The organism is Flavobacterium sp. PS2, from assembly GCF_046250155.1.
GTDB lineage: Bacteria > Bacteroidota > Bacteroidia > Flavobacteriales > Flavobacteriaceae > Flavobacterium.
Window position 1 is genome coordinate 2,007,360 of sequence record NZ_CP176426.1, and the last position, 21,710, is coordinate 2,029,069.

Genomic DNA, 21,710 nt, shown 5'->3' on the forward strand with positions numbered 1-21,710 from the left:
TTAAACTCTTTTAATGCATTACTCCAATATCAACACTACTCATTAAAATACCCAAACCCAATTCTATTAATTTCTTTTACAACTTGAACCTTATCAATATAATTATTCAACGTTACTTTTGCTGACCTTTGATACCCCAAAAATTCAATAAAACCAGTCTTAGTATGCAATTTTGTCAAAAACGTTTTTCTCAAATGCTTAATACTAAAATCATCACTGAGTCCAACTTTATTATGTAATACACTAAAAATCACCCACATATATTCAAACTTATTCTTTTACTTTAAAACCTTATTGTGGTCCTTGCTGATTTAAACTAGCTCTACTTTTGCAAAAAATTTATAGCAAATACAAAATGCTATCTATTTATAAAGAAGCTAAAGGCTTTTTTAGCTAAAAAGAATCACAATTATGGAAATGTTAGAGAACTTAGATCCTTTGCTCCGCGCCTTTTGGTTTGTTGCTATACCTACAAGTGTAATTTTTATTATTCAAACTATTCTATCATTTATTGGTGCTGACTCCTTTCATGGGCTTGATGCCGATTTTGATACTGATTTAGGAGAAGCAGACGCACCGTTTCAACTATTCTCTTTGAGAAATTTAATTAATTTTCTCTTAGGCTTTAGCTGGACAGGAATTTCCTTTTACGCAACCGTTCCTAATAAAACTTTAATTGTCATTCTAGCTCTATTGGTCGGAATTGTGTTTGTCTTTTTGTTTTTCATAATTATTAAACAACTACAAAAATTAGCCGAAGACAATTCTTTTAAAATCATAAATACATTAAACAAAACAGCCGAAGTTTATTTGACTATTCCCGAAAGTAAGAAAGGAAAAGGTAAAATTATGATTAGTGTAAATGGTGCATTTCACGAATTAGAAGCAATGACCGAAAAGAATACAATTGCATCTGGTGCAGTCGTAAAAGTCGTAAAAATAGAAAACGATAATATTCTAATAGTAGAAACAATTTAATTTAATAAACATGATGACACCAATGATAATCATAGTCGTTGCAGCTGTAGTTTTATTTGCAACAATCTCAGCATTAGTATCGAGATACAAACGTTGCCCATCTGACAAAATATTAGTCATTTACGGGCGTACTGGAGGTACATCAGCAAAATGTGTTCACGGTGGAGGTGCTTTTATCTGGCCAGTAATTCAAGACTATGCATTCTTAGATTTAAAGCCTTTATCAATCGAGGCAAACTTAACAAATGCTTTAAGCCGCCAGAACATTAGAGTAGATGTTCCTTGTCGTTTTACAATTGCTATTTCTACTGAATCTGATAGTATGAATACTGCTGCAGAAAGACTTTTAGGATTATCATCTGAACAAATTCAGGAATTAGCCAAAGATATTTTATTTGGTCAGTTACGTTTGGTAATTGCAACAATGACTATTGAAGAAATTAACTCTGACCGTGATAAATTCCTTGATAATATTTCTAAAAACGTTGATAGTGAACTGAAAAAAATCGGTTTAAAATTAATCAACGTAAACGTTACCGACATTAAAGATGAATCAGGTTATATTGAAGCATTAGGAAAAGAAGCTGCCGCAAAAGCAATTAACGAAGCCAAAATTAGTGTCGCTGAACAAGAAAAAATAGGAGAAACAGGGAAAGCACTAGCCGATAGAGAAAAAGATACTCAAATAGCCGAAACTCACAGAGACAGAGATGTAAAGATTGCTATTACCCAAAAAGACAGAGAAATTAGTATTGCAACTGCTGCAAAAGATGAAACCATCGGAAAAGCAGAAGCAGACAGAGATACCAGAGTAAAAACATCCGAAGCTAATGCGATTGCTATTGAGGGAGAAAACCAAGCAAGAATTGCTATTGCAAATTCAGAAGCACTTCGTAGAGAAAAAGAAGCAGAATCACTACGTATTGCAATTACTGCCGAAAAAGTACAACAAGCAAAAGCTCTGGAAGAATCTTATGTAGCAGAACAAATAGCCGAATTAGCACGTTCAGAAAGAGAACGTTCTACACAAATTGCAAACATTGTAATTCCTGCCGAAATTGCTAAACAAAGAGCCATTATAGAAGCACAAGCTGCTGCAGAAACGATAAGAGAAAATGCAAAAGGAGAAGCAGATGCGATTTTTGCTAAAATGGAAGCTGAAGCAAAAGGTCTTTTTGAGATTTTAACGAAACAAGCAGAAGGTTACAAAGAAGTTGTGGCTGCAGCTGGTGGAGATCCAAGTAAAGCATTCCAATTACTCTTATTAGAAAAACTACCAGAACTAGTAAGAATACAAGTTGAGGCTGTTAAAAACATCAAAATTGATAAAATTACTGTTTGGGATTCTGGCAGCGGACAAAATGAAAACGGTAATTCATCTACCGCGAACTTTGTTTCTGGGATGATGAAAACTGTTCCTCCTTTAAACGACTTGTTTAATATGGCAGGATTAAATTTACCAACGTATTTAAAAGGAATAGACAGTCCTGAAGAACATTTAGACAAAAAGAACGAAGAGTAAAATCGTGTATATTTAAAAATAATAGGGTTCCACTTTAATTAAAGCGGAACCCTATTTAATTTTATTATTATTCTGGAATAATAAGTCTATCTATATTTTTAATAATTGTCGATTTATCTGCTGTTGTGTTGGCTAGTTTTAAAGCTGTTTTAAAATGTTGCAACGCTTTCTCATTATCGATATCTGTGTATAGATTACCTAATAACGAATAGTAAAAATGATTATCTAAGAGATTTAATTTTTCTGCTTCTTGTATCGCTACGGTTTTTCCACTAGTTTTTGCCAAAGCATAAGTTCTGTTTAAAGCTGCAATTGGCGAATATTCCAGAATCAATAAACTATTATATAATTGTAAAATGTTCTCCCATTTTTCGGCTGTGTCTTCTTTATGAGTATGCCAATACCCTATTCCTGCCTCAAGATGATATTTTGATATTTTATTTCCAGTTGAAGATTTACTTAAATACTCTTCTCCTTTATTTATTAACTCTTTGTTCCAGAGAGTTTCATCCTGATCTTCATATAAAATCGTTTCTCCATTTTCATTCATTCTAGCTTCAAATCTCGAAGAGTGAAAACACATTAACGCAAACAAAGCATTAACCGCTGGTTTATTAGTTCCTTCATTCTCGATAAGTAAATAACACAATCGCATTGCCTCTACACAAAGGTCTTTACGTAAAATCGTATTCTGGGAAGTCGAATAATATCCTTCAGAAAACAATAAATATATGGTTGTTAAAACAGTATCTAATCTTTTGTCAATCTCATTTAAAGAGGGTTGTTCAATTTTTATTTGCTCCGTTTTTAGCTTGTCTTTCGCTCGATTTATACGTTTATAAATAACCTCTTTATTAGTCAAAAAAGCATCGGCAATCTCTTGGATTCCAAAACCACAAAGCAAGTTTAGCGCAAGCGCAACCTGCGATTCAGACGAAATACAAGGATCACAAACCGTAAAAATCATAGCAAGCTGACTATCTATAATATTTTTGCTAGATAAATCTATCTCGATTTCTTCGGCTTTAGGAGCATTATGTTTTATTTCTACCGAAAGTTTTTGCTCAAAAAGAGCATCACGTTTTAAATAATTTTTCGTCTTATTTTTGGCAACCGTATAAAGCCAAGCAGTCGGATTTTCGGGAATCCCTTTTAAACTCCACAATTCGGTAGCCGAAAGAAATGTATCACTCACAATATCTTCCGCAATTTCGATATGATTAATCCCAAATAAATAACAGAGTACCGAAACTATTTTTCGATACTCTGTTCTAAATAAATGTGGCAAAAGCTGATTGTCTTCCATAAAATCAAATCCTGAAGCTTTTATAAAACACAAAAGCATTTTTAATTTTTAATTAATGGCCTTCAAAAACAACAGCCATTCGTATTTCTACATTTCCGCCCCATAAAAGGATTGGGCAACCTTTGGCAACTTCTACTGCCTCGTCATAATTAGCTACTTTAATCATAATTAAACCACCTATTGCTTCTTTAATTTCTACAAAAGGTCCATTAGTTACATTATTATTTTGCTTCACAACTCTACCTTCACCATCCCAGCGTTGTAGTGGTCTAGCCAATTTATCCTGAGCAGCGATTCCGCCTAACCAATCTTGCCATAATTTAATAGATGATTGCATTTCTTCTGGCGAAGGCTGAATTTCTTTGGTTATGCTATCTCTTCTAAATATCAATACAAATTCTTCCATTTCTTATTATTTTACTATTATTGAATCGTTTAATTAACCTCCAAATTGTCCAACCTGATAGGTACCTACTCCATATGGAAATGCAAGATTAATACGATTCCAAGTATTGATTGTTGTAATTGCCATCGTTAAATCGATTAAATCTTCATCTGAAAATTGACTTTTCACTTCGTTGTAAACTGAATCTGGCACTTCACATTTTGTTAATGCTTCAGCCCAGGCCAGTGCTGCTCTTTCTCTCTCAGTATAATACGGAGTCTCACGCCAAGCACTCAAACCATATATACGTTGCTCTGTTTCTCCTTTGGCACGCAAATCTTTAGAATGCATATCCAGACAATAAGCACAACCATTAATTTGTGATACTCTAAAGTAAACTAATTCTAATAGCATTTCTTCTACTGCCGATTTTTTTAAATATGCTCCAATTCCAAAAAGTGGTTTTAATGCGCTTTGTCCTTTTTCCTGAATGTTAATTCTTGATTCCATTTTGTTTAAATTTTTAATTGTTATACCCTAATAACAATCGAACTTTCAGAATTGGACATATTAAATAAAATATTTTTCATTTATTTTTAAAATAAAAACCAATCAACTGAAATACAATTATTTATATCTTAAAATTATTTTAATATTTCTGTTAAAAAAACTAAGTTAAGAAAATAAATACTCTGTTTTCTAATTATTGCAAACAAAGCTTCTTGTTCTAAATCTTGATAAAACAAGAGTTAAAACGTAGTTAATGCTTAATAAATGGTACGTTTTTTGAATTTAAGGAGCAATATAACAAAACATAGCCTCTTGTTATATTTCCATTATTTAATCTTTTAATTATTATACATGAAAAAAATTATTCTATTATTTAGTTTAATGCTTATTATTACTTCTTGCTCATCTAACGATGAAGATACTTATGGCATTTTTAATCCCCCTAACTGGATTCAAGGAACTTGGAAAGAGGAAACTTCTGGAGCAATATTAACTTTTACTGCACGTGATATAAAATATACCACAACAGGTGATTCTTTTTCTTTTAGCAAACAAACAACCAAGTTCTCTAATACATTACCACAAGAAATATCTTCTAGCCCAAATTTATATGTATCTGATTTTTCTCAAGGCAAAGAAGGTTCTATAATCCGATTTAACTTTGTAAAAACATCCGATACAAAAATGGAATCAAAAGGACATCTGCCTGGAAATTACATAAAACAATAAGTATCTAGAAATTCTTGCTCAAATAAAAGTGAGTTCAAAACCGTAAATTATTTTTAAATTAAATGATTTACGGTTTTTTATGTCCATTAGTACAAATCCACAAACAACTCCTTGTGATTTTTATTACAAAAACACGATTTTATTACAGTAAGTTGTGTTTTTTAAGTAAAAAGATAAAAATAATACTTTAACACTGTAACAATTAGTTTCTATAGTAGTCTTATGACATATAGTTACACAAAACACAAACTACTCAATATAAATCGTCTGAGTATTGATATAAAAATTTATTTGTTTTTTTATGATATAACATTTTTAAATATTTCTGAATTAGTACGTAGAAATTAAATACAAATTAAAAATGTTCCAGAAAAGACAGATATAAAGCCGTAATCGCTCTTATGTGATTGCGGCTTATTTTTTTTAGAAGCAGAAAGTTCCATTTATAAAAGACCTATTTCCCGCTGTACACTATATCTTTTTATCCGCAAAAAGACGGATAAAAAGGATGCCGTTTCCATCGGGGCTAGATTAGAGGTTTTAGATTTTACAAGAACCTTTTTTTTGATATTGATGGTGCATACAAATTGCAAATCTGGACTTTCTAATTTAACTTTACTTAAAAATAGTTGTATGAAAATTCATTTCTGGCTTTATAGTTCTAATCTCGAAGCTTCTTTTGATTTTTATCAAAAAGTTTTTGATCTCAAAACCCAAACCTTTACAAACAAAGCAAAAACCTTCTTTGCACCGATTAACAATCATGTCGAATTAAAAATAAGCACCTTACAAAAACCTATTAATGAAGGAAATATAGAAATAAATAAAGCATTGGTAGACCAATTATACGACACACTTATAAAAAACCAACTCCCTCAAAGCAATGAATCTGATATAGAAAAATTACCTGCAGGTACATTTTCAGGTCCATGGGATTTTCCTGGTGGAAAAGTGCTTCTCCTAAAAGATCCTGATAATCATTTTATTGTTTTTATGGAATGGTAAATAAACAATAATGTTTTATTTACCCGCTGTGCATTCTATGATGAAAAACAAGTAAAAAGAGTTAAAATTCAAGATGCAAATTTATAAGTATTTATATAGGGAGTTTCTCTAGTTATAACAGCGAAAACTCTGCTTATAAGTTTGCATCTAATATTATTTAAAACCAACATTGAGTTTTTACCTTCCGCTTTTTTCTTTTTGTAATATTCTTTTAATTGTGGATCATATTTTAATGTTGTCATAGCACACATTTGCAATAATGACTTCATTTTTTTATCTGCCATATGATTTACTCTTGTCCTTCCTTTTACACTCGAACCTGAACTATGTTCAAAAGGCGCAACACCAGAATAACAGGCAAATTGTCTCCAGTTTTTAAAAGCTGTAAATCCTTTTGTTGCAATAATCAAATATACGCTGGTTTGTTCTCCCAATCCAGGAATCGATTTGATAAGTTGAGCTTGCTTAGTTAATTGATCGTTTGCTTTGATGACTTCTTTAATTTTTGACTCAATTTTATGGATGGAATTTTTAATAGATTTGACAAGAGTTTGGTTAATTTGTGATACTTCTTTAAAAATTATTTTATCCGTGAAAGCTTTACTTTCCTTAGTCGCTTGTAGAAGTAATAACGCTTTTAGCATTTTCTCTCTTTCAGTATAAAGAATTTTTAATTTCTGAATATCCATGCTTGCGAAAGCGAATAGTTTTAATTTATCTATATTTCTATAACTGTAATAAGAAATATCTTTAGCATCAGTTTTGTCATTTTTTCCTCTTGAAATTCCTTTAGATTTTTTTATTTCAATAGCGGGAACAATCCATAAATCTAGATTAAGTTTCACTAAAACACTTGATAAATGATTGGTATAAACACCTGTGTTCTCGCAACAAAAAAGAGTACATCCTTTATCAACTTTTCTATCCAGTTTTTTAATAAAAATAGAAATACTCTTAATATTGTTTTCTATGATAAAATGCTCTGATTTAAGAGTTAAAGAATCAAGAATATTAATATCCAATTTTGCTTTTGATACATCAATACCAACATAAAATAAATACTTTTTCATAACTTTGAATTTAAGATGAATAAAAATGTTGAACTTCTTTAGAGCCTTTATTAGACCGTCATGTCTATCATTCTATTTGAAGCAATTCAACGGGATTCAAGGAGAAGGCAGAGGACTAATGCACAGCATGGTTCTTAACTAGCGAAGTCTAAAGTTCACCTCTGCTTTCCTTTGAATAAAATTAAAGTTTTTTATCTAATCCAAAGTAAAGACGAAGTCTCCTGACTTCGTACTCACTCTAATTTATTTTTATTTATTCTATCAAAGAAAGTGTTCTATTAGTTAATTCATTTTTATATTTCAAAACATCATCAATGCTCGTTAGCAGATACTCATTATTTTCAATAAGAATCTTCATTTTTGAATCATTAAAAACCAACTTACAAATCACTTTTTTGACATTATCATCAATACTAATATTAAAGAAGCTTTTAAAATCTCTATAAAAAATTCTTTCATTTGGAATTTTTTTATTTTGAATAAGTAATGTTCTTATTGTATGATATGCTTGAATTTCAGATTCGGTTGTAATAATTCCACCAGTATTGGAGTTTGATTCTGCAATGACTTTTTTATCATAAAGAGATTTTAATAAAGATGAATTAATCATACTTATCATTTTACCTTGAGTATCGTCATTGAATTTAGTTTTAAAATTCATATTTCTATGAATAATTTTCAATAAATCCTTTGAAGGAGCAATCAATTCTTTTAATAGACTATTTTCAAAATCTTCGACAAAAACTGCTTCTTGTGCAGTTTTAATAATCTCATTAATAACAACATACCTCTTATCAAACTTAATTAGCGTCTCTAAATCTCTATCTGAATAATTAGATAAGTTAAAAACAAAAAAAGGCTTATTATCAATTACATTTGGCTGCAAAACATCTGAATAAAATCTATATTCAATTCCATTTGTCAATACCGCAATTCTTGAATTTTTAGTATTATTAAAATACCCGTTTAGCTGACCCGCTTCTTTATCACTTAATCTACTATTATACTTTTTTGCCTCTACTAAAATTGTATCTTTTTTATTTAGCAAAATAGCATAATCAATTTTTTGACTTATGCGTTCACCAAAATCAGCATTGTATTCTGGTATTAAATCATTCGAAACAAAGTTTAACATTTCGAAAAATGGTTCAATTAAAAATTTACGTGTTTGAGCTTCATTAGTACACAATTCAATTGCATCGCTAATTTTAAAATTCTCAAGAGTTTTTTTTAATTGATTAATAGATTGTTTAGGTATGTTTGTAGTCATTTATAGGTTATTTTCTTAGTTAGATTTTTCAAAACAAAGTCTAATCTAATCAAAATAAATCAATTCCTAATTTTTTTAAAAAGATAAACTCAAAATATCATTAAGAAAATAAGTCCTACTTCAACAAATACCCAAATCGAATAGAACCAAAGAAATAACCAGTATTAGTATTATAAGGGTCCCCCTTTAATTCTTTGCCACGATAAATAAAAGAATAAGACATATTAAAATTATTGTGGCGGTATTTTAAACCAAACTCAGCATTAAAACGAAGCGGTTGTAAATCAAAAGTTATTGGACTTGAATTGTTAAACATACTACCCTGAATCGTAGCATCATAAAACTGGTAATTAACGCTTGGCATGGCGTAAAAGTAAAACTCTCTAATATTGAATTGTGGTTCGAAACTTACTGAAGCATCATGCAAATTAGAGTCATAAATTGGGAGTAATCTCTTAAAGCCTATTCGGGTTAATAATCCCGTAGAAACTCCCGTAAAAATAGTCCCAAGATTTGCTTCGGACTGAAAATGAAGATCAATAAAATCATTGTGTTTCGTTGGGAATAATTTCTTAGAATACATAACATGCGCCTGCACGGCAAAAGCATTACTAAGCTGATTTTCCCATCCATATACGTTTTTATAGCCTATTAAATGGTGAAAACTTTCCTGAGTTTCTTTCCCTAAAGCATTCGGACCCATGAAACCTAACTGAAAATCTGTCTTTAAAACCGATTCACTTTGATAAAAAAAACTTCGGCCTGCTTCGACAAAAAGATATCCTGTAAAAGGACGGTCATTTTTATCAACAGCCGATTGATTAATAAATCTTGGATTATAAATATATTGTCCAAGACGAAATTCTGTAATTTTCTTGTTTATCCTTTCGTTCTCATTCTTAGATAAAAAACGGTAGAAAAGCTCTAAACCATTTGTATAATACATGTCATTTTTAGACGATGTATATAAATCATTATCGGTAATCAATCCAATCTCACTGGTTCTACTTTGGGCAAAAACAAAAGTGGTTGCTAAAATAAACAGAATACTAAGTCCCTTTTTTGGTACCATCATAATTAATTTTACCAACGCTACGCATTACTTTAACAATCTTATTTTTTCTTTTATTAATATAACTAGATGACCCAGTTGCTTTAAATTTTCGTGGATTTGGCAAGATAGCTGCAATTCCCGCAGCTTGTATAGGTGTAAGACTCTTTGCGCTCTTGCGGTACCAATGTTGTGCTGCAGCCTCGGCTCCATAAACACCATCGCCCATTTCGATACTATTAAGATATACCTCCATAATACGTTCTTTTCCCCAAACCAACTCGATTAAAACTGTAAAATAAGCTTCTAGTCCTTTACGGAAATAGCTTTTCCCTTGCCATAAAAATACATTTTTGGCAGTTTGTTGCGATATCGTACTTCCTCCTCTTATTCTTCTGCCGCGTTCGTTACTTTTATATGCTTTTTGCAATGCCTTAAAGTCAAAACCATTGTGTGTTAAGAAAGTTCCATCTTCACTTGCAATAACTGCTTTTTGCAAGTTCATCGATAAATTTTCTATTGGTTCCCAATCGTGACTAAAATAATTCTCTTTACCAGCTAACTTATTTTCAATACCACGAATTACCATTAAAGGTGTAAAAGGTACAGGAACATATTTAAAGAAAACTACAAAAAATATTGAAAGCCCAAAGAACCATAAAAGTAGCTTAAAAAAGAAACGAGCAATTTTGCTCCCAAACGAGCGATTTTTCTTTTTCGCTGCTGGTTTTGCTTTACTTGGTGTTGTTTTTTTTGGTGCCGGTTTTTTTGGTGCCGGTTTTTTGGTTACTGCCATTATATTAAATCTGCTAATTCTGTTCCTATTAAACTTCCTATTGCTACTCCCATTCCTCCTAATCGAACGCCGCAATATACATTTTCGGATAATTGGGTTACAATAGGATTTTTACTATTTCCTACTCCCATTATCCCGCTCCATCTATGAGCGATATCTATTTTTTGATTTGGTAAAATTACATTTTTCAACAAATCTTCCAATTTATTTTGTATTATTTCTGTGTTCCCAAATTCAGTGGTAGTTTCTGTCTCAAAATTCAAGTTTCGCCCACCTCCCAATAAAATCCTATTACCCACATTCCTAAAATAATAATACCCTCTATCTAAATGAAATGTGCCTTTAATTTCTAAATCAGGAATTGGTTCGGTAATTAAAACCTGTGCTCTGGCAGGTTTAACTCCACCGTTTGTAAGTGTATTAGCAAATCCATTGGTAGCAAAAAGAATTTTATTTGTAGTAAAACTAAAATCCTTCAAGGTTATTTCGACATTCTTCCCAGTATCTAAATAGGAAGTTACTGTTTGTTGATTCAAGATTAAAATATCAGCTTCAATTGCTTCTTTTAGCAATGCCTGCATCATATTACCTGTATCAATTTGTCCTTCAAAAGGATTAAAAACTAAATACTCATGAATACCTTTAAACTCAAAACGATCTATTTCTTTAGCAAAAACATCTGTTTTAAAAAGTGGTCTGAGAATTTCATTTACAAAAGATAATTTGCTTGAACATTCGTCATATCCATTTTCATCTTCCTTTAAGAATAATTCATATCCTCCATAAGGTTTAAAATCGATTGCATAATCTCCTAACCGTTTACGTAATAATTGTAACCCTCTCCAGCGTTTTTCGATAAGCTGGATTACATCTTCTTCGGTATGTGTTTTTAAATCTTCAATTATTTCCGAAAGACTTCCGAAGCAAGCAAAACCAGCATTCTTGGTACTGGCTCCTTGTGGTAACATTCCTTTCTCGAGAATCAAAATTTTAGCTTTCGGAAATTTTTCGCGTAAGCGCAATCCTGCATGCAAACCTACAATTCCACTACCTACAATGGTGAAATCTACATTTGTAAACCAATTTTTAAGTTCCCAATAGCTTAATTCCATTTCGATATTTTTTATAAAAATAATGTTTTTTTAAACCATATAAGAAATTTAAGTCCATATAAACTTGACCTTAAACAGATAAAACTTAAATGAACTTATATTACTTACATGGTTAAACCTTTTAAATAAAACTAGCTCATCCCTCTTAATCATGGGGTAACTTTTATCATTTATTTAAGACAATACCAATTGTGTTATCACTGGGTTGCTGGAATTAATTTTGTACTTTTAAAACCTTAAAATTTTTAGATTAAATTTATGAAAAAAGTACTATTTACAACCTTAGTAATGATGAGTTTAAGCACCATGGCACAGAATGTAATGTCACCAGAATTATTGTGGAAATTAGGAAGAGTTACAGCACTTGGACTTTCAAAAGATGGAAAAAACGTTGTTTACAAGGTTACAACACCATCTATTGCCGAAAATAATTCGACATCAAAATATTATACTTTACCTGTAAATGGTGGAAATGCAACCGAAATTTCGGACACAAAAACCATTTTGGCAGATAAAAACATTTCGCCAGACGGGAAATTTTTAGTGTATAATGAAGAAGTAAAAATCGATAAAGTTTTAGGGAAAGATTTTTACCCTAATCTGGATAAATCTGATGCTCAAATATACAATGGTCTGGATTACCGTCATTGGGATACTTGGAATGAAGGTAAATTTAATCATGTTTTTTACAAAGAAAACAAAGATGGAGCTGTTGGAATTGATATTTTAAAAGGAGAAACTTTTGATAGTCCGCAAAAACCTTTTGGTGGAGACGAAGATTATATCTGGTCGCCTGACGGTAAAAGTATCTTGTATGTAAGCAAGAAAAAAGCAGGAACTCAATATGCTATTTCTACCAATACTGATATTTACGAGTACAATCTTGAAACTGGTAAAACAACAAATAGAACCGAAGGAAATTTAGGTTACGATATGGCACCACAATTTTCGCCAACCGGAAACCTAACTTGGTTACAAATGAAACGTGATGGTTATGAGGCTGATAAAAACGACATTATTGTTGATTTTAAAGGTATGAAAATGAACCTAACCGCTAATTGGGACGGAACTGTTGATAGCTTTACGTGGAGCAAAGACGGTAAAAAAGTATTTTTTACAGCTCCAATAGATGGTACAAAACAATTATTTGAAGTAAACTTTCCTGGATTAACTAAAATTGCTATAAAAATACTTCAAATTACAAATGGTAATTATGATGTAAATGATATCGTTGGTTTTGTAGGTGATAATATCATTGTAACAAGATCGGATATGAATCATGCAAACGAGATTTTTTCTTTCAATTTAAAGAAAAACACTTGGGAACAATTATCAAATGTAAATACAGCTACTTACAGCACTTTAACTTTAAGCAAAACCGAAAGACGTTATGTTACTACAACTGATGGTAAAAAAATGTTGGTTTGGGTAATCTTACCTCCAAATTTTGATGCTTCAAAAAAATATCCAACTCTTTTATATTGCCAAGGCGGACCTCAATCTGCTTTAACACAATCGTATTCTTTCCGTTGGAATTTTTCATTAATGGCTGCCAAAGGTTATGTTGTTGTTGCTCCTAACCGCCGCGGAATGCCAGGTCATGGTGTAGAATGGAACGAACAAATTAGTAAAGATTGGGGCGGACAGGTTATGGACGATTACTTATCGGCTATTGATGATGTTGCCAAAGAAAACTATGTAGACAAAACTCGTTTAGGTTGCGTAGGAGCAAGTTATGGTGGTTATTCTGTTTTCTATTTAGCTGGAATCCACAACAACCGTTTCAAAACTTTTATCGCTCATGATGGTGTTTTCAACACGCAAAGTATGTTTGGAACTACTGAAGAAGTTTTCTTTAACAACTGGGATTTTGGTGGTGCATACTGGGAAAAAGACAATGCAATTGCTCAAAAAACATACACTACTTTTAACCCAATAAACCATGTTGATAAATGGAACCAACCTATCTTGATTATTCAGGGTGGAAAAGATTTCCGTGTACCAATTGGACAATCTCAAGAAGCATTTCAAGCTGCTCAATTGCGCGGTATAAAAAGTAGATTATTGTATTTCCCTGAAGAAAATCACTGGGTTTTAAAACCTCAAAATGCTCAAGTTTGGCAAAGTGAATTCTTTAAATGGTTAAACGAGACCCTATAATTAAAATTAAAAAACACATCCCATACTAATTATTTCAACCATACAATATGGAAAGTAAGAAGAGTTACATTCCGCTTAAAGTTTTTATAAGTTACATTGCATTAGCTTCGCTTGTAATTAGTGTGGGGTGGGTTTTATATTCAGAAAATGTTATTTATTCAAAAATAGAAAGCAAAATTGCTTTTGAAAAGACTAAAATTTTAAAGGTTAGTCAGCTTTTTTCGAATGTATATAAAACCGAAAGTCTTGCCCGAAAGACAATTCAGTCTAATTCAGAATCAGACTTTGAACATTACATTAGAGAATCGGATTCTTTACGAATTCGAATTGATTCTTTAAAAAAAATTGTCACTACGCAATCACAAATTGTTCTACTTGATAGCGTAAATTATTTATTGGCAGAAAAAACTAAAAATATTCGTCAATTAAAAACCATCAAAAGCAAGGCTAATGATGAAGTTACGGTAAACAATGCCATTGACGAATTAACAAAACTAGAATTTTCATTACGTAAATTACAACTTGAGGATTTTACCAAAAACCCAGGCCAACTGGGGAGTTATCAGCGTAATGTACTGCAAAAATATGTTGATTATCTCAACCAAAATATCCCAGATGACAGTACAAATACGTTAAGTAAAAAAGCATCTGATTCGATTTTATCTACATCCAAAAAATTATTAAGTTCTGTAAAAAGAGAAACTGAAAAGAAAAAAGAATCTTTAAATTATCAGGAGAATAAACTACTTAAAAATGAGATTTTAATATCCGAACAACTCCGAAAAGTATTGCGAATTATTGAACGAGAAATCATAATTAACTCGATAAAATACAATACGGATAAAGAAAAATCATTAAAAAAAATTAATCAAATTGTAACTGGAGCAGCCGTTGTTGGTTTATTGCTTACAGTCTTTTTCTCTATACTTATCGCCAGTGATTATTCTAAAACACAGCTGTATAAGAAACAATTAGAAATTGCCAATTTTAAGACCAAAAATCTCCTGAAAAGTCGTGAGCAACTTATCTCTACAGTAAGTCATGATTTAAAAACACCTTTGAGTACAATTGTAGGCTATACTGAGCTTTTGGGCAATTCTGACCTAAATACGAAGCAATCGTATTTTATTAAGAATATCAAAAATTCATCTGAATACATTTCTCAATTAGTACAGGATTTACTAGATTTTTCTCAAATCGAAGCTGGGAAAATTGCAATTGAGAAAAAACCTTTCTCACTTCCTGAAATTATAACTGATGTTGCTAAAAACATTCAATCTGTTTACAAGCAAAAAGATATAGAACTTATAATTAAAACCGACGAGAGATTAAACCAAAGAGTAATTGGAGATTCGTTTCGATTAAAACAAATCTTAAGCAATATCATCGGGAATGCTTATAAATTTACCGAAGAAGGATTTATAAAAATCGATGCTACAATTAATCATAATGGAGAATTTGTTTTTATTAAAATAGAAGATTCAGGTATCGGGATTGAGAAAAAAAACCAAAATCTTGTGTTTGAAGAATTTGCTCAGGCAAATGAAGGCATTGAAAAAAAATATGGCGGAACTGGTCTGGGACTTGCTATATCTAAAAAAATAGCAACTCTTTTGGGTGGTGATTTACATCTAAAAAGCGTTTTTGGAAAAGGAAGTACTTTTGAAATTCAACTTCCGTTAGTATTCGACACTAACACAGAATTAGAACTAGAAGAAACAAATAAAGAGCCTCACATCACACCTATTATCACGGCCAAAACCGCAATTGTAATAGATGATGATAGTAATTTATTAGGTTTAACTTCTGAGGTTTTAAAACAGCATAATTACACGGTTCTGGCTTTTGGTAATGCCAATGAAGCGCTAAAAACGATTGAGAACACTGCTTTTGATTTTATTTTAACCGATATTCAAATGCCAGAAATTGATGGATTTCAGTTTTTAGAAAAGCTAAAAGAAACCAACAATTCTCAATATAAAAACCAACCTATAATTGCTTTAACAGGAAGAGACGATTTGGATCTGAAAGTTTATACTGATGCAGGATTTACAACTGTTGTAAAAAAACCATACTCGCCTAAAGTATTACTACAAACAATACTTTCACTCTTTGATAATTCAACCGAAATCACTCCCGAAGATGATGAAAGCAATAATGCTAATTTAGAAAAAGGATTCTCTCTTGACTCTTTAAAATCATTTTTAACCAATGATAAAGAAGCACTGCGAGAGGTAATTAAAACTTTCATAAAAACAACAAAAGACAACTTAGTCATTTTAGAAAAAAGTATTACTGAGAAAGATAGCATGGAAATAAGTGCTATTGCACATAGAATTGCTCCAATGTTTAAACAAATTCAAGCTTCGGAAATCAGCAAAATTTTAGATAATCTAGAGCAAAAGAAATACCCTGACACCGATTTAGAAACAATTTTCACTACATTAAAAACGAAGATTAGTTCGCTACTTTTAATTCTGGAAAAAGAAATAGCCTAATCTATATCGTATTGTTTCAGCTTATTATATAATGTTTTTCGGGTAATCTTAAGCATTTTTGCAGCTTCAGATTTATTGTTTTTCGCTTTTGCTAAAGCATGAATAATAGCCTCTTTTTCATTTTCAGATAATGAGAAATCATTTGGAACTTGTTTCTGAACCTGAAAAAATTCAACTGGCAATACAGTACTTTCTATAAAATCTCCTTGTGATAAAAGCGTTGCTCTCTTTACACAATTTTGAAGTTCTCTTAAGTTTCCTGGCCATCTATATTTCTGAAAAATAGTAATTACTTCATCCGAGAAACCAATAATATTTTTGTTCAATTGCTCATTTGCTTTTTCAAGAAAGAAATCTGCAAAAAGCATTAAATCTTCTTCTCTATCAATCAATGAAGGCGAATGTATAGAGAACTCATTAATTCGGTGGTATAAATCTTCACGGAAATCTCCCTTTTTTACAGCTTCTCGCAAATCTTCGTTGGTCGCAGTTACAATACGTATATCAACATCGATTTCTTTATTGCTACCTACAGGTTTTATCTTTCGTTCTTGTAAAGCTCTTAAAAGTTGGATTTGATTTTCATACGAAAGATTCCCTATTTCGTCCAGAAATATTGTTCCTCCATTTGCCGCTTCAAAATAACCTATTTTATCAGTTACTGCTCCTGTAAAAGAACCTTTTAAATGCCCAAAAAACTCACTTGCAGCCAATTCTTTTGGTATTGCACCACAATCTACCGCAATAAAATTATTGCCTTTCCTAGGGCTCTGTTCATGAATACTCTTGGCAATTATTTCTTTTCCGGTACCGCTTTCACCAATAATTAAAACCGACATATTAGTTGGACTTACCAACTCGATATGTTCTGCTAATTTTTTAGAAGCTTTAGAAATTCCTTTTACAAATTCAAATTCGCTTGATTTTTTTTGAACTTTAGCTTTTTGTTCTTTTTCTGGAACTTGAGGTGAAGTTTGTAAAGCATTTGCAATTACAAGTAAAACTTCTTCTGGATTAAATGGTTTCGAAATATAATCTGAAGCTCCATTTTTTATTGCTTTTACAGCAGTATTTACATCTGAATATCCTGTCATTAAAATAACTGGAATTTCGGGATACATTTTTTTAAATTCAGACATTAACCCAATTCCATCTGAATCTGGAAGTCTTAAATCGGTAATAATAAGGTCAAAAGATTCTTCTTTAATTATATTTCGTGCTTCGGCTGCAGAAAAAGCAGTCACAACCGTGTATAACTTTTTTGTCAGGAATTTATCTAACAATTTACAAAACGAAATATCATCTTCTATTAATAAAATCTTCGGCATTAGTGTTTGGGCTTTTCATGCTAAAATAAGACTAAAATAATTGTATTCTCATAAAATTTTGCAAAAAAAAAGAGATTGCAGATGCAATCTCTTTTTAAAAAAACCTAAACTAATCTACCTAAATTATATTTTTATCCAATTGCCATTGACATCTGAATAGACAGTAGCCTTTTGGTCACCAACTGAAATTTCTAATTTATATTCTTTCTTTTCATTCACATATGCCTTATCAAGTTTCGCATCCGGATAAGCCTTTTGTAAAGCTGTTTTTACCGGTACCGGTACTACATCTACGCTAACTTCTGTGTAACCATCTTGCACTTTTACAACTTTAGCAACTGGCTCTGTAGTTGTTATAGTTGCTGCGTAAATTGACAAACTCCCAAAAACAACTGCTGCGGATAAGATTAACTTTTTCATAATGATATATGTTTTAATTTATTTGGCTTATAATTACTTCTTAATCAAATTTCCTGATGCATCAGAGAAAATAGTATACTTTTTATCACCATGAGCGATTTCTAGTTTATACACATTTTTCTCATTTTTGTATGCTTTTTCAAGTTTTGCTCCTGGAAAAGATTTTTCCAGAGTAGCTTTTACCTCTGCAGGAAGTGCATCTGCTCCAATTTCTGTGTATTCGTCTTGAACACTAATTACTTTTGCTGTTGGTTCTGTACTCGCTACAGTTGCAGCATTAACTGATAAACCACCTAATACGATTGCTGCTGATAAGATTAACTTTTTCATAATAATAGATTTTAATGTTTTTAATTTATTTTAAACCACTAAGTTAGATTATTTTTTAATCCAGTTTCCAGTAGCGTCTGCAAAAAGATTTCCTACTTTATCACCTACAGTAACATCTAGTTTGTATTCTTTGTTTGCATTTACATATGCTTTATTAAGTACTGCATCTGGATATGCTTTTTTCAAAGCTGCAGTAATAGCCGCTGGCAATTCTTCGATTTTTACTTCTGTGTATTCTTCTTGAACTGATGTAGTTTTAACATCTAAAACTGAAGTTGGTAAAGTTGTTGCAAATGAAGATAAACTTCCTAATACGATTGCGGCTGATAAGATTAACTTTTTCATAATGATATATTTTTAATGTTTTTATTTTATTTTGGGTTTATAGTTTCTAGATTGAATTATTTTTTAATCCAATTTCCTGTAGCATCAGCAAAAAGATTTCCTACTTTATCTCCTACAGTAACATCTAGTTTGTACTCTTTATTTGCATTTACATATGCTTTATTAAGAACTGCATCTGGATATGCTTTTTTCAAGGCTGCTGTGATAGCTGCTGGTAATTCTTCGATTTTTACTTCTGTGTATTCTTCTTGAACTGATGTAGTTTTAACATCTAAAACTGAAGTTGGTAAAGTTGTTGCAAATGAAGATAAACTTCCTAATACGATTGCGGCTGATAAGATTAACTTTTTCATAATGATATATTTTTAATGTTTTTATTCTATTTTGGGTTTATAGTTTCTAGATTAAATTATTTTTTAATCCAGTTTCCTGTAGCATCAGCAAAAAGATTTCCTACTTTATCACCTACAGTAACATCTAGTTTGTACTCTTTGTTTGCATTTACATATGCTTTATTAAGTACTGCATCTGGATATGCTTTTTTCAAGGCTGCAGTAATAGCTGCTGGCAATTCTTCGATTTTTACTTCTGTGTATTCTTCTTGAACTGATGTAGTTTTAACATCTATAACTGAAGTTGGTAAAGTTGTTGCAAATGAAGATAAACTTCCTAATACGATTGCGGCTGATAAGATTAACTTTTTCATAATAATAGATTTTAAATTATTTGTATTGTTTTTACACTTCAGATAAAGAAATTATTATGCCGCAAAATTCAACGAACCATAAAACAAGTCAATTAACTAATTGTCAGGCATTTAAATAAAATAAATTATATTCTACCCAGTTACAAAGTGTGTAAACTGGATAAAAAGTGTATAAAAAGTATACACAGATTCATTAGAAAAGAGCAGAAACAAAAAAAAGCCTCACATTGCTGTGAGGCTTTTAGAATAATATAGTAATGTTTTATTCTGGATCTTTCATTTTAAATGTATCCATAAAAGCAGTTGTATAATCTCCTGCGATATAACGCGGATCATCCATTAATTGTCTATGGAAAGGAATTGTAGTTTTTACTCCTTCGATTACAAATTCATCCAAAGCTCTTCTCATCTTGCTAATTGCTTCTTCACGAGATTGTGCAGTAGTAATTAATTTAGCAATCATAGAATCATAGTTTGGCGGAATGCTATATCCTGAGTACACGTGAGTATCTAAACGCACACCGTGACCTCCTGGCATATGAAGCGTAGTAATTTTTCCTGGTGAAGGGCGAAAATCATTATAAGGATCTTCAGCATTAATACGACATTCTATAGCGTGTAATTGTGGTAAGTAATTTTTTCCAGAGATTGGAATTCCAGCTGCCACCATAATTTGCTCACGGATCAAGTCATAATCAATAACTTGTTCTGTAATCGGGTGCTCAACCTGAATACGCGTATTCATCTCCATGAAGTAGAAATTTCTGTGTTTATCTACCAAGAATTCTACTGTTCCAGCTCCTTCATACTTAATAAATTCAGCAGCTTTTACAGCAGCTTCACCCATTTTTTCACGCAATTCATCTGTCATGAATGGCGAAGGAGTTTCTTCAGTTAATTTTTGGTGACGACGTTGTACAGAACAATCTCTTTCAGAAAGGTGACATGCTTTACCGTAAGCATCACCAACAATCTGAATTTCGATATGACGTGGTTCCTCGATTAATTTTTCAAGGTACATTCCGTCATTACCAAAAGCAGCTAATGATTCTTGACGAGCACTATCCCAAGCTTTTTGAAGTTCTTCAGCTTTCCAAACAGCTCTCATACCTTTTCCACCACCACCGGCAGTAGCTTTAAGCATTACTGGATAACCAAATTCTTCAGCTAATTTTTGTGTTTGTTCGAATGATTCTAATAAACCATCTGAACCTGGTACACAAGGAACTCCTGCTTCTTTCATTGTAGCTTTAGCAGAAGCTTTATCACCCATTCTGTCAATCATTTCAGGAGCAGCACCAATAAATTTGATACCATGTTCCTGACATATTTTAGAAAACTTTGAATTCTCAGAAAGAAATCCGTATCCCGGATGTATTGCATCTGCATTAGTAATTTCGGCAGCAGCAATAATATTTGACATTTTCAAATACGATAAGTTACTCGGAGGTGGACCTATACAAACCGCTTCATCTGCAAATTTAACATGCAAACTTTCAGCATCGGCTGTAGAATAAACTGCAACAGTTTTAATCCCCATTTCCTTACATGTACGAATTACACGAAGTGCAATTTCCCCTCTATTCGCAATTAATATTTTTTTAAACATCTTTTTAAAATTAGATAATTAGATAATTAGATAGTTTGATCATTAGATTATAGAAAATTTCTAAAACCCAAAATCTAAAATCTAAATTTTTATGATGGATCTACTAAAAACAATGGTTGATCAAACTCAACTGGAGACATATCGTCTACTAAAATCTTAACAATTTTACCAGAAACTTCAGATTCAATTTCATTGAATAATTTCATTGCTTCAATAACGCAAAGAACATCTCCTTTTGCAATTGTTGAACCTACCTCTGCGAAAGCTGGTTTGTCTGGTGAAGGTTTTCTATAAAAAGTTCCAATAATTGGAGATTTTATAGTGATAAATTTAGAATTTTCAGCTGCTGCTGGAGCTTCTGTATTTGTTACTACTGGAATAGCCTGTGGTACTACAGCTTGTGGTAACGTTGCTTGAGTAGGCAATTGTTGAACATACGTGGTTTCTGTTACATTACCCTCTAAAGTTGTTCTAATGGTGATTTTAACATCGTCCATCTCCAACTTTACTTCAGCAACTCCCGAATTTGCTACAAATTTGATTAGGTTTTGAATTTCTTTTAAATCCATAATATTCGTTT

At 31.6% G+C, this 21,710-nt stretch carries 22 protein-coding genes; 6 read left to right on the forward strand and 16 right to left on the reverse strand.

The genetic code is table 11. From position 1 onward, the window contains the following. Positions 1-411: 411 nt before the first annotated feature. Both ACJ6WR_RS08550 and ACJ6WR_RS08555 read left to right on the forward strand, forming a co-directional pair. Positions 412-978 (forward strand): NfeD family protein, encoded by a 567-nt coding sequence (locus ACJ6WR_RS08550; protein WP_409417582.1) that lies wholly within the window; start codon positions 412-414, stop codon positions 976-978. 13 nt (positions 979-991) lie between these two features. After that, on the forward strand, positions 992-2,500 hold the full coding sequence (locus ACJ6WR_RS08555; RefSeq protein WP_409417925.1) for a flotillin family protein: 1,509 nt from the start codon (positions 992-994) through the stop codon (positions 2,498-2,500). A gap of 67 nt (positions 2,501-2,567) precedes the next feature. Here the strand turns inward: ACJ6WR_RS08555 and ACJ6WR_RS08560 are convergent, their stop codons facing one another. The 3 genes from ACJ6WR_RS08560 to ACJ6WR_RS08570 are packed head-to-tail and all read right to left on the reverse strand — an operon-like array spanning position 2,568 to position 4,701. Beyond that, positions 2,568-3,806, reverse strand: a complete 1,239-nt coding sequence (locus ACJ6WR_RS08560; protein ID WP_409417926.1) for an RNA polymerase sigma factor — start codon at positions 3,804-3,806, stop codon at positions 2,568-2,570. A gap of 52 nt (positions 3,807-3,858) precedes the next feature. Further along, positions 3,859-4,212: a YciI family protein gene (locus ACJ6WR_RS08565; protein WP_035617460.1), complete on the reverse strand. Its 354-nt coding sequence runs from the start codon at positions 4,210-4,212 to the stop codon at positions 3,859-3,861. Positions 4,213-4,245: 33 nt separating this feature from the next. Then, a complete protein-coding gene (locus tag ACJ6WR_RS08570) occupies positions 4,246-4,701 on the reverse strand; it encodes a carboxymuconolactone decarboxylase family protein (RefSeq protein ID WP_039115462.1) in 456 nt (151 codons plus the stop codon). A 351-nt stretch (positions 4,702-5,052) separates the two neighbouring features. On the opposite strand from ACJ6WR_RS08570, the gene ACJ6WR_RS08575 reads away from it, so the two are divergent. After that, positions 5,053-5,430 carry a membrane lipoprotein lipid attachment site-containing protein gene (locus ACJ6WR_RS08575; protein ID WP_039117919.1) on the forward strand — a complete coding sequence of 126 codons (378 nt, stop codon included), beginning with the start codon at positions 5,053-5,055 and terminating at the stop codon, positions 5,428-5,430. A 633-nt stretch (positions 5,431-6,063) separates the two neighbouring features. Further along, a complete protein-coding gene (locus ACJ6WR_RS08580) occupies positions 6,064-6,435 on the forward strand; it encodes a hypothetical protein (protein ID WP_409417583.1) in 372 nt (123 codons plus the stop codon). 68 nt (positions 6,436-6,503) lie between these two features. Here ACJ6WR_RS08580 and ACJ6WR_RS08585 read toward each other — a convergent pair whose 3' ends face one another. The 5 genes from ACJ6WR_RS08585 to ACJ6WR_RS08605 all read right to left on the reverse strand — a co-directional run bounded on the left by ACJ6WR_RS08585 (position 6,504) and on the right by ACJ6WR_RS08605 (position 11,734). After that, entirely contained in the window at positions 6,504-7,505 is a 1,002-nt protein-coding gene (locus tag ACJ6WR_RS08585) for an IS110 family transposase (protein ID WP_409415845.1), read from the reverse strand. Positions 7,506-7,758: 253 nt separating this feature from the next. Continuing rightward, positions 7,759-8,775 (reverse strand): type I restriction enzyme HsdR N-terminal domain-containing protein, encoded by a 1,017-nt coding sequence (locus ACJ6WR_RS08590; protein WP_086895673.1) that lies wholly within the window; start codon positions 8,773-8,775, stop codon positions 7,759-7,761. A gap of 115 nt (positions 8,776-8,890) precedes the next feature. Further along, positions 8,891-9,850, reverse strand: a complete 960-nt coding sequence (locus ACJ6WR_RS08595; protein ID WP_409417584.1) for a lipid A deacylase LpxR family protein — start codon at positions 9,848-9,850, stop codon at positions 8,891-8,893. Further along, positions 9,825-10,622, reverse strand: coding sequence for a monofunctional biosynthetic peptidoglycan transglycosylase (gene mtgA / locus ACJ6WR_RS08600; RefSeq protein ID WP_039115465.1), 798 nt, complete (start codon positions 10,620-10,622; stop codon positions 9,825-9,827). Before mtgA ends, ACJ6WR_RS08595 begins: the two co-directional genes overlap by 26 nt. Continuing rightward, positions 10,622-11,734 (reverse strand): NAD(P)/FAD-dependent oxidoreductase, encoded by a 1,113-nt coding sequence (locus ACJ6WR_RS08605; protein ID WP_409417585.1) that lies wholly within the window; start codon positions 11,732-11,734, stop codon positions 10,622-10,624. Before ACJ6WR_RS08605 ends, mtgA begins: the two co-directional genes overlap by 1 nt. A 258-nt stretch (positions 11,735-11,992) precedes the next feature. Between ACJ6WR_RS08605 and ACJ6WR_RS08610 the strand changes: the two genes are divergently transcribed. Beyond that, entirely contained in the window at positions 11,993-13,894 is a 1,902-nt protein-coding gene (locus tag ACJ6WR_RS08610; RefSeq protein ID WP_409417586.1) for an alpha/beta fold hydrolase, read from the forward strand. 47 nt (positions 13,895-13,941) lie between these two features. After that, a complete protein-coding gene (locus tag ACJ6WR_RS08615) occupies positions 13,942-16,392 on the forward strand; it encodes a hybrid sensor histidine kinase/response regulator (protein ID WP_409417587.1) in 2,451 nt (816 codons plus the stop codon). Here ACJ6WR_RS08615 and ACJ6WR_RS08620 read toward each other — a convergent pair. The 8 genes from ACJ6WR_RS08620 to accB form a co-directional block, all read right to left on the reverse strand. Continuing rightward, a complete protein-coding gene (locus tag ACJ6WR_RS08620; protein WP_039115471.1) occupies positions 16,389-17,720 on the reverse strand; it encodes a sigma-54 dependent transcriptional regulator in 1,332 nt (443 codons plus the stop codon). The two genes, ACJ6WR_RS08615 and ACJ6WR_RS08620, sit on opposite strands and share 4 nt — an antisense overlap. A 123-nt stretch (positions 17,721-17,843) precedes the next feature. Next, entirely contained in the window at positions 17,844-18,140 is a 297-nt protein-coding gene (locus tag ACJ6WR_RS08625) for a hypothetical protein (protein WP_409417588.1), read from the reverse strand. 33 nt (positions 18,141-18,173) lie between these two features. Next, positions 18,174-18,470 (reverse strand): hypothetical protein, encoded by a 297-nt coding sequence (locus ACJ6WR_RS08630; RefSeq protein WP_409417589.1) that lies wholly within the window; start codon positions 18,468-18,470, stop codon positions 18,174-18,176. A 48-nt stretch (positions 18,471-18,518) separates the two neighbouring features. Further along, positions 18,519-18,815, reverse strand: a complete 297-nt coding sequence (locus ACJ6WR_RS08635) for a hypothetical protein (RefSeq protein ID WP_035617491.1) — start codon at positions 18,813-18,815, stop codon at positions 18,519-18,521. A gap of 56 nt (positions 18,816-18,871) precedes the next feature. Continuing rightward, positions 18,872-19,168 carry a hypothetical protein gene (locus ACJ6WR_RS08640; RefSeq protein ID WP_035617491.1) on the reverse strand — a complete coding sequence of 99 codons (297 nt, stop codon included), beginning with the start codon at positions 19,166-19,168 and terminating at the stop codon, positions 18,872-18,874. Positions 19,169-19,224: 56 nt separating this feature from the next. Continuing rightward, the gene (locus tag ACJ6WR_RS08645) at positions 19,225-19,521 is read right to left on the reverse strand and encodes a hypothetical protein (RefSeq protein WP_086895680.1); all 297 of its coding nucleotides are present in this window, start codon (positions 19,519-19,521) and stop codon (positions 19,225-19,227) included. Positions 19,522-19,783: 262 nt separating this feature from the next. Continuing rightward, entirely contained in the window at positions 19,784-21,130 is a 1,347-nt protein-coding gene (gene accC / locus ACJ6WR_RS08650) for an acetyl-CoA carboxylase biotin carboxylase subunit (protein WP_039113095.1), read from the reverse strand. Positions 21,131-21,219: 89 nt separating this feature from the next. Continuing rightward, positions 21,220-21,699 (reverse strand): acetyl-CoA carboxylase biotin carboxyl carrier protein, encoded by a 480-nt coding sequence (gene accB, locus ACJ6WR_RS08655; RefSeq protein ID WP_035617503.1) that lies wholly within the window; start codon positions 21,697-21,699, stop codon positions 21,220-21,222. Positions 21,700-21,710 lie beyond the last annotated feature (11 nt).

Excerpts from the sequence above, each read along its gene's own strand:
- ACJ6WR_RS08550 (WP_409417582.1), top strand. The coding sequence starts at position 412 with ATGGAAATGTTAGAGAACTTAGATCCTTTGCTCCGCGCCTTTTGGTTT.
- ACJ6WR_RS08555 (WP_409417925.1), top strand. The coding sequence starts at position 992 with ATGACACCAATGATAATCATAGTCGTTGCAGCTGTAGTTTTATTTGCA.
- ACJ6WR_RS08560 (WP_409417926.1), bottom strand. The coding sequence starts at position 3,806 with ATGGAAGACAATCAGCTTTTGCCACATTTATTTAGAACAGAGTATCGA.
- ACJ6WR_RS08565 (WP_035617460.1), bottom strand. The coding sequence starts at position 4,212 with ATGGAAGAATTTGTATTGATATTTAGAAGAGATAGCATAACCAAAGAA.
- ACJ6WR_RS08570 (WP_039115462.1), bottom strand. The coding sequence starts at position 4,701 with ATGGAATCAAGAATTAACATTCAGGAAAAAGGACAAAGCGCATTAAAA.
- ACJ6WR_RS08575 (WP_039117919.1), top strand. The coding sequence starts at position 5,053 with ATGAAAAAAATTATTCTATTATTTAGTTTAATGCTTATTATTACTTCT.
- ACJ6WR_RS08580 (WP_409417583.1), top strand. The coding sequence starts at position 6,064 with ATGAAAATTCATTTCTGGCTTTATAGTTCTAATCTCGAAGCTTCTTTT.
- ACJ6WR_RS08585 (WP_409415845.1), bottom strand. The coding sequence starts at position 7,505 with ATGAAAAAGTATTTATTTTATGTTGGTATTGATGTATCAAAAGCAAAA.
- ACJ6WR_RS08590 (WP_086895673.1), bottom strand. The coding sequence starts at position 8,775 with ATGACTACAAACATACCTAAACAATCTATTAATCAATTAAAAAAAACT.
- ACJ6WR_RS08595 (WP_409417584.1), bottom strand. The coding sequence starts at position 9,850 with ATGATGGTACCAAAAAAGGGACTTAGTATTCTGTTTATTTTAGCAACC.
- mtgA (WP_039115465.1), bottom strand. The coding sequence starts at position 10,622 with ATGGCAGTAACCAAAAAACCGGCACCAAAAAAACCGGCACCAAAAAAA.
- ACJ6WR_RS08605 (WP_409417585.1), bottom strand. The coding sequence starts at position 11,734 with ATGGAATTAAGCTATTGGGAACTTAAAAATTGGTTTACAAATGTAGAT.
- ACJ6WR_RS08610 (WP_409417586.1), top strand. The coding sequence starts at position 11,993 with ATGAAAAAAGTACTATTTACAACCTTAGTAATGATGAGTTTAAGCACC.
- ACJ6WR_RS08615 (WP_409417587.1), top strand. The coding sequence starts at position 13,942 with ATGGAAAGTAAGAAGAGTTACATTCCGCTTAAAGTTTTTATAAGTTAC.
- ACJ6WR_RS08620 (WP_039115471.1), bottom strand. The coding sequence starts at position 17,720 with ATGCCGAAGATTTTATTAATAGAAGATGATATTTCGTTTTGTAAATTG.
- ACJ6WR_RS08625 (WP_409417588.1), bottom strand. The coding sequence starts at position 18,140 with ATGAAAAAGTTAATCTTATCCGCAGCAGTTGTTTTTGGGAGTTTGTCA.
- ACJ6WR_RS08630 (WP_409417589.1), bottom strand. The coding sequence starts at position 18,470 with ATGAAAAAGTTAATCTTATCAGCAGCAATCGTATTAGGTGGTTTATCA.
- ACJ6WR_RS08635 (WP_035617491.1), bottom strand. The coding sequence starts at position 18,815 with ATGAAAAAGTTAATCTTATCAGCCGCAATCGTATTAGGAAGTTTATCT.
- ACJ6WR_RS08640 (WP_035617491.1), bottom strand. The coding sequence starts at position 19,168 with ATGAAAAAGTTAATCTTATCAGCCGCAATCGTATTAGGAAGTTTATCT.
- ACJ6WR_RS08645 (WP_086895680.1), bottom strand. The coding sequence starts at position 19,521 with ATGAAAAAGTTAATCTTATCAGCCGCAATCGTATTAGGAAGTTTATCT.
- accC (WP_039113095.1), bottom strand. The coding sequence starts at position 21,130 with ATGTTTAAAAAAATATTAATTGCGAATAGAGGGGAAATTGCACTTCGT.
- accB (WP_035617503.1), bottom strand. The coding sequence starts at position 21,699 with ATGGATTTAAAAGAAATTCAAAACCTAATCAAATTTGTAGCAAATTCG.